The following is a 12,099-nucleotide window of genomic DNA, read 5'->3' on the forward strand; positions in this document are numbered from 1 at the left end:
TTCAGCTATGCTGTCCGACGCATAACCTTATGCCGAGTGTTTACATCAAGACTTATGGTTGCCAGATGAACGAGCGCGATAGCGAAGCCGTCGCCGCGCAGTTGGTGGCCAAGGGTTACACGCTCGCCGCTTCCGAATTCGAGGCCGACGTCGTGTTGCTCAATACTTGCAGCGTGCGGGATCACGCCGAGCAGAAAGCCATCAACAAGATGGAAAACCTTACCGCCAACATTCGGCGTCAGCGTCCGGATGTGATTTTCGGGTTCATGGGGTGCATGGCCCAAAGCCGCGGTCAGACGTTGATTGACCGGTTGCCGGACGTGGATCTCGTGGTGGGCACGCAGAAATTCCATCATACCGCCGATTACCTGGACGAACTACTGCAAGGGCGCCGGGAAAAAATCGTGGACACCGGGACGGAGCGGGGGAGTGAAGCCACGGTGAAAGAGCATTTGCTCAACGGCACCGCAAAACATAAATCCGTCACCGCCTTTGTCAGCATCATGCAAGGTTGCAATCAATACTGCACCTATTGCATCGTGCCTTACACCCGCGGCGAGGAACGCAGCCGTTCCATTCCGGACCTTGTGGCCGAGTGCCGCCAGCTTGTTGCGCAAGGGGTGAGGGAAATCACTTTGCTCGGCCAGATCGTTACCAGTTATGGCAAACGGTTTAAGGCACAAAGCGCGACCGCAAACGGGCAGGTGGCCGCGCCGGGATTCGATCCGCACTCGGATAAAAGCGCTTTTGTGCAACTGATCGAGGCGGTTCATGCCATCGAAGGTTTGGAACGAATCCGATTCACCTCGCCTCATCCCAAAGGTTACGGCGATGATTTGGTGGCCGCGTACGGGCAATTGCCCAAGTTGATGGCGAGCGCGCATCTACCGGTGCAGAGCGGCAGTGATCGCGTGCTCAAATTGATGCACCGGGGCTACACGCGCGAGCGTTTCCTTGAGATCGTGGGCAAACTGCGCGCCGTGTGTCCGCACCTGGGTTTGACCACCGACATCATCGTGGGCTTTCCCGGTGAAACGGAGGAAGACTTCGCCGCGACCGTGTCGCTGTGTCGCGAAGTTGAATTTGATAATGCGTTTCTCTTCAAGTATTCGCCGCGCAAGGATACGCCGGCAGCCACGATGCCCGATCCCTTGCCGCAGGAAGTGATTGAAGCGCGCCACGCACGTTTGCTGGAGGTGGTGAATCAAATCGGCCGGCGCAAATACGAGGCGTTTATTGGCCGCAACGTGCAAATTCTGGTGGAAGGGCCGAGTCGCCGCAACCAGGCGCGCATGATGGGGCGCACGCCGTGCAACAAGCTCGTTCTGTTCGACGGCAGCGAGCGCCATCGCGGGCAATTGATGGACGTGCGGATTGTTCGCACGGGCAATTTCACGCTTTACGGCGATCCAGCCATCATCGGCTTGTAGTCGGGGGAGAACGGTCGCAGCAGCTTTCGTAAGCACGCCACCCCGCTTTAAGGGCGGAGGTTACGGCAATAATTTTCCACGATAAAATTTCTCCGGACGGATTTCATTTTCCGGGTCCAGATACCAAACCTGACCGGTGAGATTGGTCACTGTGGCCAGGGCATCCCAGTTCAGGAAGTTGGTGGAACTCTCAATGACATAACGGTCGCCGGGAGTGCCGCTGAGTTGTAGGCGCATCTGACCATTCGCAAGTTGCGGCAGGGAAAGTTGTGGGCGCACGGATACGGTGAGGAGGGCGGTCGCGCTGGTGGCCTGCCCAAAGCGGCTGCTGACCACGACGGAATAATTTCCGGCGTGCAACGGTTCAACATTCGTGCGGGTGAAGATGTTGCTGCCTTCGCGGTCGCCGTTCGAGCCTCCGAGGGTCGGTTTGGAATAGACATTCGAGCCATTGTGTTGCCATTGATACAGCAGCACGGGTGATCCGACGGCTTCAACCGTGAAGGTCACGTCACTACCTTCAAGCACCCGTTGACTTACTGGCGACGCGAGAATCACCGGCGGTTCGCCGATGGTCAGCGTCGCCGCGGCACTGATCACACTGCCGTACGCATTGGACACGGTGACGGTGTAACTACCCGCCTGATTGGTTTGCACCTCGGAGAGAATCAGACTGGCGCCATCGCCACCGAGCCAATTGGTGCCGTTGAAGCGCCATTGATAAGAGAAGGGGGGCGTACCGTTGGCCACGACATTGAAGGTTACGGTCGAACCCACCGCCACAGTTTGACTAAGCGGCTGACTTCCAATGGTGGGCGGATACGTGATCTCGCTCGCCAGAAAATCAATGGCCTCCGCGTCCGGCCCCACGCTTACAGGATTCGTGAAGTTCGCCTGCGTGAACGCATAATCATAACGGCTGGCCGCGACGGTATAAGCTCCCGCCGGCAGACCGGGGATCGCATAATTTCCGTCCGCATCGGTGTAGCCCATGCGTGTGCTGGAGACGTAAACCCGCACGTCGGCCAGTGGGTTTCCATCGCAATTGATCTGGCCGGAAATGCGGAATGTGGTCGGCGCGCCGACTCGCACGGTGACCCAGCGGCTGGTCGAGCCGCCTTTCATATCGCTGACCACGCAGCGGACCAGATAATCACCTTTCGTATTCCAATTTTTCGCGGCGATCGGGCTGTTGGTGCCGAAGGTTCCGTCGCCGAAGTCCCAATAGTAAGCCAGAGTGTCGTCGTCGGGATCCGTCGCGCTGGCGCTGAAACTGGCCGTCTCGTTCAAGTCCAGTTCCGTGGCGCTCGCGGTCAGGTTGAGTTGCGGCGCGTGATTCATCGGGAAAGCGCCCAGGTTAATCACCACGTCCAACGATTCAGGTGAGGTGCCGCCTTTACCGATGGTGGTGATGTGGATGCCAGCGTCGAAGTCCGAGAAAGTGCGTCCGAGCCCCAGCGCCGAGTCGCTTTTGCCGTCGGGCGAGCCGGGCGTGGTATCGAGCAGTTGGCTTTTCTGATTGCCATTTTGAGCCCAACGCAACCCGGCGCCGCTCATCAGCCATTTGTTGCTGGTAAATTTCTGCCGAAATTCCACCCAGTAATTCGTGCTGCTGTTTTTGATGATCTTCAACCCGCGCAGACCGGTCGCGTTCGGATTATCATGGCAATAGACCCGATACGTGCCGCTGGTGCTGACGGTGAGCACTTCATTCGTGGTGAGCCAGTTTAGATAATGTTTATAGCGCGCGTTGAAATGATTGTTGCCCGCACTGGCCGCGCCCATCGTGTCGAAACTATCGCCATACTCCGTGCTCGTTCCCGGTCCGATGATGCTGGCGCCGCTGGTGTTCCAGAAGTTGGCGTGGTTAAGTCCGAAGTTGTGTCCCAGTTCGTGCCCGGCGACCCCCGTGCTGAAATTATTTCGCAACCACGCCCCGGCACCGCCCACATACGCCAAGCCGGACCAACTGAATCCCGGCACTGCGCCCATGCAGATGATGTCAAAATTAAAATTGGTCAACGCGTAGCCCGCTGCCGTGGCCGCCGCGCGCGCTTCCGTCCGTAGCTGGTTGTAATAATTGTTCGTCCCGTAATAGGCGGCCGGATGCTCCATCCGAAAGACGGGGGTGTAATCCGAACCGAAACCATTCGAAGCAAAGCTGGCGCGGCCGTATGACATTTCCCGATAAAACTTGTTCAAGTTGTTGACCAGATTGGTGACGCCGCCATCGCTCAAATTGACTCCTTCCAAATCCGGAAAGTCCACACGAATGAACAGGAGCTTTTTCTCGCCTTCAGTCCAGGCGGTAGCCGATGGATCGCCGCCATCCGGTGAAGGCGGACCGCCATCCGCCGCCACGATGCTTTCGTTTTGTTGGCTGGCGTGTTCCGGTCGGCAGAAGAAAACAATTTCACCCTCGAGTTCGGCCGCCAGTTCCGCTTGGTTCGCCGCCGCCGACTGTCCGGTGATGGCGCAAAGCGGGTCGGGATTTGCGGCCAGCGCCTGAGCCGTTTCGTCTGCGTCCAGAATGCGCAGCGCATCTTCACTCAACGCGAAGAAATTATCCACCGCAATGCCGTTCAGCGCGATGTGCTGGCGCGTTGGTACGCCAAAACGCTCGCCGTACGTGTAAGTTTGATATTCCCGTTCACCGATGGTTGCGATGCGAAACGTGGGTTCAATTTCCGTTTCGTGGCCAGGCTCGGCCAACGCACCCAACACCGCCAGCGTTCCCCGCGCGCTGATGTTCTCCTCGAATAGCTCAATCACTTCGGTAGGTAACTGGGCGCGCACACCGGCGGGGACCGCGAGTTGCAATGCGCGCTCCGGAGCTTGTTTGATCAACGCTTTCAAAGCGATGCGCCGGGTCGCGGCCAGTTGGACGCCTTCCGGCAGTAAACCGGGACGCTGTTCTGGCGCGGCGACGAAGTACCGTTGCGTCCACGCTTTGAATTCGGCGAAGGCCGGTTCAACCATTGGTTGATCCCAGAGAGTTTCCCGAGTTGGCAACCAACGCTGAACCGAACGCGAAGCGGCGGACTTTGCGGGAGTAACGCGGTGGGTAGTTTGGCCCGGCTGACTCGTTGCAACCACGGGCGCGATCGGTTGATGCGATGGGTGTGGATTGGTGGAGCGCTGGTGCAGGAACAGTCCGATCCCTCCCAGCAGAAGCACCATCACCACCAGCTTATATTTCGTCTTCAGGCGCAATCTGATTATGCGAATTTGTGATTAACTAATGCACCGCAACCGCTCGAAATTTCAAGCGCGAATTATTTTCCCTGAATTATTTGCCGGCTGGAGGTGCATCCCCCGCCGCTGGAAACTTGCTCAACTTCAACCGACTATCAGGTTCACCATTTTCTTGGGGACGACAATGACCTTTTTGATCGTTTTGCCCGCCAGAAAGGGTTGCACCTTCTCGGAGGCTTTGGCGGCGGCTTCAACCGCGGCGCTCTCGGCATTTGCGGCAATTGTGATGACCGCGCGCAGCTTGCCATTCACCTGCACCGGGATTTCGATTTCGGATTCAACGAGCCGCGCGGGATCAAACGCTGGCCAGGGCGCATAGCTGAGCGACGGGGCGCGTTGCCCAAAGGTCGAGTGCAGGCGCACCCACAGTTCCTCGGTCAGGTGCGGTGCGAACGGTGCGAGCAATTGGAGAAAGGTTTTTAGTGCGACCAGCGGTTTGGTCGGCCAGTTGTGGGCTTCGTTGATGAAGACCATCAGGGCGGAGATTGCGGTGTTGAAACGCATCGCGTCGAGGTCTTCGGTGACTTTCTTGATGCACGCGTGCAGCGTTTTCAATTGCGCGGGAGTCGGGGCGATGTCGGTGATCGCGCCATCGAGCAAAATCAAATCCAGCAATTCTTCGTGCCGCTGCGCCTCGGTGGCGACCGTCTCCGCTTGTTCAAACGCCGTCTCGGCTTTTTCGTCCACGAACAAGCGCCAGACGCGACCGAGGAAACGATAGACGCCTTCGACGCCCTTGGTGCTCCACGGTTTGGAATCCTGTAACGGCCCCATGAACATTTCATAGAGGCGAAAAGCGTCCGCGCCGTATTCCTTGAGAATATCGTCCGGATTCACCACGTTGCCGCGCGACTTGGACATTTTCTGACCGTCTTCGCCAAGGATAAGTCCCTGATTCACCAACTTGTAAAAGGGTTCGGGCGTGGAGACGTAGCCGAGGTCGAACAAAACCTTGTGCCAGAAACGCGCGTAGAGCAGGTGCAACACGGCGTGTTCCGTGCCGCCGACGTAGAGGTCAACGCCGGGTTTCGTTGAATCGTTACAAGGTTGCATCGTTACATCGGCGGACGCGCTACTCGTTGTAACGCTTTCACGATTTGACGCTGTAACGCTTCCCATCCAATACGCCTCGGCTTCCTTACTGACAAAGGCGTTCGCATTTTTCGCGTCGAGATAACGGAGGTAATACCAGCACGACCCCGCCCATTGCGGCATGGTGTTGGTTTCATGTGTCGAACCGTCGGGGAGATTGACCCAATCTTTGGCGCGGGCGAGCGGCGGCTGGCCGTCGGCAGTGGGTTTGTAATCTTCCAGCGTGGGCGGCAGCACGGGCAACGCGCTTTCCGGCAAGGCCTCGTGATAAAGATTTCCGGAGGCGTCCTTTTTCCAAACGATGGGGAACGGTTCGCCCCAATAACGCTGGCGGCTGAAGAGCCAGTCGCGGAGTTTGTAGTTGATGGTCTTTTTGCCGAGATCTTTGGCTTCGAGCCACGCGGAGATTTTCGTTTTGGCTTCGGGGGTGGACAGGCCATTGAGAGAAACTTCGGCATTGGCCGAATTGATGGCGACGCCTGGTTCGCAAAACGGTTTGGCCGGAGCGCGACCGGTCCCCGGTCGCAGCGCATCGCCGAGGCCGGTGGATTTCGGAGGTTCGTGAGTTGCGGCGGTTTTGGTTGGAGCGCGACCGGTCTCCGGTCGCAGCGCATCGTCGGGGCCGGTGGATCTCGGGGGTTCGTGAGTCGCGGCGGTTTTGGTTGGAGCGCGACCGGTCCCCGGTCGCAGCGCATCGCCGAGGTCGGTAGATTTTGGAGGTTCGTGAGTCGCGGCGGTGTCGGAGGCGCTGCGGGCGGAGACCGCCCGCGCTCCGTCGCTTTCGGTGGGCTGCACGACTTCGACGATTGGCAGCGCAAACTTTGTGGCAAACTCAAAATCCCGATCGTCATGCGCGGGTACGGCCATGATGGCGCCGGTGCCATAGCTCGCCAAAACGTAGTCGGCGATCCAGATGGGAATTTTCTCGCCGTTGACGGGATTGATGGCGTAAGCGCCGGTGAACACGCCGGTCTTTTCTTTTGCAAGTTCGGTGCGTTCCAAGTCGGACTTACCGGCAGCGTAAGCCTTGTAATCTTCAACGGCTTTCTTTTGCTCGGCGGTCGTGATTTGCGGAACAAGTTTGTGTTCCGGCGAAAGCACCATGTAGGTCGCGCCAAACAACGTGTCGGGGCGCGTGGTGAACACGCAAATTTTTAAAGCGGCAACCGACAATCGGGAATCGGCAATGGCAAAGTCCACCTCCGCGCCTTCGCTCCGGCCAATCCAGTTGCGCTGCATTTCCTTGAGCGAATCGCTCCAGTCAATCGTGTCGAGATCGTGGAGCAGACGTTCGGCGTAGGCAGTGATACGGAGCATCCATTGGCGCATCGGCTTGCGGATGACCGGGAAGCCGCCAACTTCGCTTTTGCCATCAATGACTTCCTCGTTGGCCAGCACCGTGCCGAGTTCGGGGCACCAGTTCACCGGGGCTTCGCTGACGTAGGCAAGGCGTTTGGAATCGCGATACGTGCGGCGGCGCTCTTCGAGAGTCGTTGCATCGTTACAAGGTTGCATCGTTACATCGCGCGGGGCGTCCGTCGTTTTAACGTTGGAACGATTTGACGATGTAACATCCAACTCCGCCGGATACTTCAGCGTCTCAATCGGTTCGGCCTTGTTCGTCTCGGGGTTGAACCACGAGTTGTAGAGCTTCAGAAAAATCCATTGCGTCCACCGGAAGTAATCGGGATCGGTTGTATTGACCTCGCGCGACCAATCGTAGCAGAACCCGAGGCTTTGGATCTGGCGCGTGAAGTTGGCGATGTTCGCCTCGGTGGTCTTGCGCGGGTGCTGGCCGGTTTTGACGGCGTATTGTTCGGCGGGCAGACCGAAAGCGTCCCAACCCATGGGGTGCAGCACATGCCGACCGCGAGCGCGTTGGTAACGGGCGAGAATATCCGTGGCCGTGTAACCCTCCGGATGGCCGACGTGCAAGCCCGCGCCGGACGGGTAGGGGAACATGTCGAGGATGTAAAATTTGGGCGGGGCCTGGCAGCTCGCCACCTTTTCGCGGGACATGGAATCCGCGCCGTGCCGAAGTGCGAACGGATGATTGGCGGGGATTTCGTCACTGGGATTAAACGCGCGGAAGGTTTGTTGTTGATCCCAAAACTGTTGCCATTTCGGTTCGATTAAATGAAACGGATATTGTCTGCGGCGGCTCGCCATAAAGTCGGCAGTCTATGTTGCGAACGCCAAAGTCTAAAGATTAAATTCACCCGCTGCGGCGTGAAGGCGGAGCAAAGTTTTTAGTTTCACTTCGATTTTGCGTCTGGTTAATCTAGCGCGGTCATCGGAACGACTTAATCGAACTTTTCAAACGAATGACGTGGGTGCAACCATTTGGAAGTGCTGATTTGATGCCTGCGTTGGCGTGGGCGCTCGGCGCCTATCTGCTGGGTGGATTTGCCACGGGGTATTATTGGGTGCGGTTGCGTACGGGCCAGGATATTCGCGATTTGGGCAGCGGCAGCATTGGCGCGCGGAACGTGGGTCGCTTCACCGGGAAGACTGGCTTCTTTATTACTCTGCTGGGAGATTTTGGTAAAGGCGCGTTGGCGGTGCTAATCGCCCGTTTCTTTGCCAATCATCCGCTGATGCCCTCCGTCGCCTTGTTGTGGGTGGTCGTCGGGCACATCTGGCCGGTCACGCTGGGATTCCGGGGCGGAAAAGGCGTGGCGACATCCTTGGGTGGATTGTTGTGCTTCGATTACCGGATGGCCTTGATTTACGCGGCGATTTTTTTGCTGAGCTTGGTGGTGACGCGCCGCGTCGTGCTGGCGAGTTTGGTGGCGTTTCTCCTCCTGCCTGCGGTGGGGTATTGGCAGCAGAGCGCGCATTTTGAAATCGGCGTGTTGGCCGCGATTGCGGTGGTCGTGATTTTTGCTCATCGCCAGAATCTTCTGGAAGAGTTTCCCGCGCTCTCTCTGCGTCGCTCTTTGACGGATAAACCCTGCGCTCCCAAGACATGAATAATTCCCGCACGCCACTGGTGTTCAAATTTGCAACCGAAGATTGGGAGTTTGAGCAGATTCACCGACTGAATTACCGCACCTTTGTGGAAGAAATTCCGCAGCATCACGCGGCGCCCACGCACCGGCTGGTGGATAAGTTTCACGCGGAAAATACTTACCTGATCTGTTTGGAAAGTCAGAAGCTGGCCGGGATGCTGGCGGTTCGCGGCCAACGTCCATTTTCGCTGGATCAAAAATTGGAACGTCTCGATAGCTATCTACCCGCCCAGCGGACGATTTGCGAAATCCGGTTGCTGGCCATCGAGAAAAAGTTTCGCGGTTCACGGAGCGGTCAGATTCTTTCGGGCTTGCTGGCGTTGTTGTGGCAGCACGGCGTGGAACGCGGTTACGATCTGGCCATCATCTCCGGCACCACGCGGCAGATGCGCCTGTATCAGCATCTGGGGTTTGTGCCGTTCGGTCCGTTGGTCGGCACTGGCGAGGCGCAATTCCAACCGATGTACGTGACGTTGGAAACGTTTGAAGTGACCGCGCGCGAGTTTCTGCGTTCGGCGCCCGCCAAATCATTTCAACCCAGCGCGGTGAATTTTCTGCCCGGCCCCGTGACGGTGCGGCGTGAAGTGCGCCGCGCCTTCGAGCAAGCGCCCGAGTCGCATCGCGCGGAAAGTTTCAAACAAGATTTTTGTTTAACCCGGGAATTGCTGTGTGGTTTGGTCAAGTCCCGCCAGGTCGAGCTGTTCATGGGTTCGGGCACACTGGCCAATGACGTGGTTGGCGCGCAGCTCTCCTTGTTGTCGGGAAGGGGACTGGTTCTGAGCAATGGCGAATTTGGTGAGCGGCTGGCGGATCAAGCCCGTCGCTTCCAATTGAAGTTCGAAGCCTTGGAGTTCGGCTGGGGGCAGCCGTTCGATCTGGCGTTGGTGCGCGAACGGCTTTCCCAATTGCCGGCGCCGAGCTGGTTGTGGTGTGCGCATTGCGAAACGTCCACCGGAGTGCTCAACGATCTGGACGCGTTGCGCGAGTTATGCGCGTCGTACGGCACCAAACTGTGTCTGGACAGCATCAGCAGCATTGGCACGATGCCGGTGGATTTGAGCGGGGTGTACCTGGCGTCCGGCACGAGCGGTAAAGGATTGCGAGCGTATCCCGGCATCTCGATGGTGTTTTACCATCATGCGGTCGCGCCAGCGGAGCAACGGCTGCCGCGGTATCTGGACCTGGGTTACTACACCCATGAAGCCGGCATCCCGTTTACCTTCTCCTCCAATTTGCTGCACGCCTTGCAGGCCGCCGTACGCGGGGTGAACTGGGATAAACGCTTCGCGGAACTGGCAGCCACTTCGGCTTGGTTGCGTCCCAAACTGGAGGAAATGGGCTTTCAACTGGTGGGCCGCTCCGCCCGGACCTCCCCGGCGGTTCTCACCATCGCGCTGCCGCCTGAGTTGAATTCCGTCACCGTCGGCAGCCTGATGAAGGAATCCGGTTTCCTGCTCAGTTTCAACAGCAGCTATCTGCGCGAGAAAAATTGGATTCAAATCTGTCTGATGGGTGAGATCGCCCACGAGAAAGTGGTGGCGCTGACGAACGCGTTGAATCGAGCGTGTCGGATCAAGCCGGATGCAGTTCAAGTTCACGGTTAGTTGGAATGGTTGCGCTTTCTGGCTTTCAAAGAAAACGGCTAAAAGAACGCGCCGATGGCTGAGTTTGGCGCTTTTTGCGACCGGGGCACTGGCAGTGTAGGGTAGTGCTTCCGTTCCTGATTACCTTCCGCCTTTGTTGAAAATACGCAAAGGAGTGTTTTTCTTGGGATTGGTATCTTGCTGCTGGCTTCTCAGTGCGGTGCTTGGGTTTGTCGCTTTAACGCGTGCGAAAAAATTCGGGCATCATGAGTCGCTTGGGAAGTATTGGATACTGGCTGGATTTCACAGTTTCTTTAGTGCGTTGTCAGTATTGGGGTTGTTTGTGACAGCCTTTTTCTACGCCAAATTTCAGGCTGTGGATAAACAGCAGATGAGAGAAGAGGCTGCGTCTATTCGCGCAAAGTTTGGAGAAGGGCAGGCTTATGATGTCGAAATGGCGAAACGCATTGGCAAGCGATTCCAATGGCAACTGAATGAAATCCGAAAGAAATATCAATTGGCCGGGGCGGCGTTGACCAATCCGGTGATTCTTGATATGGCCGGGATAACCGATGTGGGTGAGATTGGGAATCGAATTGAAACCATTCAGGATTTCATTATTGCGTCTCGGGAACTGCGCGATTTCAGCAAAAACTCAACCGCGATTTACAAGTACGAGGTGAGTCGGCACGTTCTCTCTGAAACAGCGCGACAAGAGGTTCTCAAAGGGTTTCTGGATCGTACGGAAAAACTGAATCCAACAATCATTACAATGCGTGACGCCGAACTGCACAAATGCGACGCGATGCTGAAATTGTTAAAACTGTTGGAAAAAACATGGGGACAATGGGAATGGGATTCGGTCAAAGGTGGCGTGATATTCGACACTGATGCACAGACGAAAAATTACGCTGCGCTTGTGGCTAAAATAGAAGCAGCAGAGACAAGAATGAATGAACTTCAAGACAAACTCGCTTCTCTCCAGCAAGCTACCAAGTGAGGTTGACGTTTGAAAATAGCCCGGCGTTTCAACGCCGGGCTATTGCCGGACGTTCCTTCGGAACTGCGGGTCGGGTGCCAACGCCATTGGCAGCGCCGTAGGCGCGGTATATTTGTAGTTACGGCGTAGTTGTTTGCTCAAGCTCCGTTAGGAGCGGCATGTTGTGTCGCTCCTAACGGAGCTTGAAAATTCTTTTGTGCTGGTTCTACAAATATGCCGCCCCTGACGGGGCTGGGAAAAATCATGCGCCGCTCTTCATCGGCCAGTTGGTGGCAACCATTTCTTTGTAGCCGCCAACGAGTGAGGCGACGTTTTTGTAACCCATCTTTTGCGCGGCGTCGCAGGTCAGCGCCGAACGAAATCCGCCGCCGCAATACATGATGATTTCCGTGTTCTTATCGGGATAAAGCTTTTCCAGATCGCGCTCGAAAATTCCCTTGCCCAGATGCGCGGCGGCGGCGGCATGACCGGCGTTCCATTCGTGGTCTTCGCGCACATCCAGCAACACGACCGTGGGATGGGCCGCGAGCCGGGCGCGGGCTTCGACAGCGCTGATTTCCGTGGCGCGCTTTTTGGCGTCGCTGACGAGGGCGAGAAAACCGGGTGAATGATCCATGCGGGCAAAGTAAGCCGGGCACGATTGCGGTCAACGAAATTAACCGCGGATGAACGCAGATGGATCGTCTGCCAAAATTCGTGTCAATGCGTGTTTATTCGTGGTTGAAGTC

General features: G+C 57.0%; 7 protein-coding genes. 4 read left to right on the forward strand and 3 right to left on the reverse strand.

Annotated elements, in window-relative coordinates; translation table 11 throughout:
• The first annotated feature begins 29 nt into the window (after window positions 1-29).
• A complete protein-coding gene (miaB, locus tag M9920_14520; protein MCO5053495.1) occupies window positions 30-1,430 on the forward strand; it encodes a tRNA (N6-isopentenyl adenosine(37)-C2)-methylthiotransferase MiaB in 1,401 nt (466 codons plus the stop codon).
• A 60-nt stretch (window positions 1,431-1,490) separates the two neighbouring features.
• Here miaB and M9920_14525 read toward each other — a convergent pair whose 3' ends face one another.
• Together M9920_14525 and M9920_14530 are read right to left on the reverse strand one after the other, a co-directional pair.
• Window positions 1,491-4,409 carry an immunoglobulin domain-containing protein gene (locus M9920_14525; GenBank protein ID MCO5053496.1) on the reverse strand — a complete coding sequence of 973 codons (2,919 nt, stop codon included), beginning with the start codon at window positions 4,407-4,409 and terminating at the stop codon, window positions 1,491-1,493.
• Window positions 4,410-4,769: 360 nt separating this feature from the next.
• Window positions 4,770-7,796: a class I tRNA ligase family protein gene (locus M9920_14530; protein ID MCO5053497.1), complete on the reverse strand. Its 3,027-nt coding sequence runs from the start codon at window positions 7,794-7,796 to the stop codon at window positions 4,770-4,772.
• Between the two features lie 341 nt (window positions 7,797-8,137).
• Between M9920_14530 and M9920_14535 the strand changes: the two genes are divergently transcribed.
• The 3 genes from M9920_14535 (at window position 8,138) to M9920_14545 (ending at window position 11,371) form a co-directional block, all read left to right on the forward strand.
• On the forward strand, window positions 8,138-8,749 hold the full coding sequence (locus tag M9920_14535) for a glycerol-3-phosphate acyltransferase (GenBank protein ID MCO5053498.1): 612 nt from the start codon (window positions 8,138-8,140) through the stop codon (window positions 8,747-8,749).
• Window positions 8,746-10,392 carry an aminotransferase class V-fold PLP-dependent enzyme gene (locus M9920_14540; protein MCO5053499.1) on the forward strand — a complete coding sequence of 549 codons (1,647 nt, stop codon included), beginning with the start codon at window positions 8,746-8,748 and terminating at the stop codon, window positions 10,390-10,392. Before M9920_14535 ends, M9920_14540 begins: the two co-directional genes overlap by 4 nt.
• Window positions 10,393-10,525: 133 nt before the next feature.
• Window positions 10,526-11,371 carry a hypothetical protein gene (locus M9920_14545; protein MCO5053500.1) on the forward strand — a complete coding sequence of 282 codons (846 nt, stop codon included), beginning with the start codon at window positions 10,526-10,528 and terminating at the stop codon, window positions 11,369-11,371.
• A gap of 241 nt (window positions 11,372-11,612) precedes the next feature.
• On the opposite strand, the gene M9920_14550 is transcribed toward M9920_14545, so the two are convergent.
• A complete protein-coding gene (locus M9920_14550; GenBank protein ID MCO5053501.1) occupies window positions 11,613-11,987 on the reverse strand; it encodes a rhodanese-like domain-containing protein in 375 nt (124 codons plus the stop codon).
• Window positions 11,988-12,099: the final 112 nt, after the last annotated feature.

Source organism: Verrucomicrobiia bacterium, assembly GCA_023953615.1.
Taxonomy (GTDB): domain Bacteria; phylum Verrucomicrobiota; class Verrucomicrobiia; order Limisphaerales; family JADLHS01; genus JADLHS01.

What these genes read in the sequence shown, in the direction of transcription:
- miaB (MCO5053495.1), top strand. Translation starts at nt 30, where the DNA reads ATGCCGAGTGTTTACATCAAGACTTATGGTTGCCAGATGAACGAGCGC.
- M9920_14525 (MCO5053496.1), bottom strand. Translation starts at nt 4,409, where the DNA reads ATGGTTGAACCGGCCTTCGCCGAATTCAAAGCGTGGACGCAACGGTAC.
- M9920_14530 (MCO5053497.1), bottom strand. Translation starts at nt 7,796, where the DNA reads ATGTCCCGCGAAAAGGTGGCGAGCTGCCAGGCCCCGCCCAAATTTTAC.
- M9920_14535 (MCO5053498.1), top strand. Translation starts at nt 8,138, where the DNA reads ATGCCTGCGTTGGCGTGGGCGCTCGGCGCCTATCTGCTGGGTGGATTT.
- M9920_14550 (MCO5053501.1), bottom strand. Translation starts at nt 11,987, where the DNA reads ATGGATCATTCACCCGGTTTTCTCGCCCTCGTCAGCGACGCCAAAAAG.
- M9920_14540 (MCO5053499.1), top strand. Translation starts at nt 8,746, where the DNA reads ATGAATAATTCCCGCACGCCACTGGTGTTCAAATTTGCAACCGAAGAT.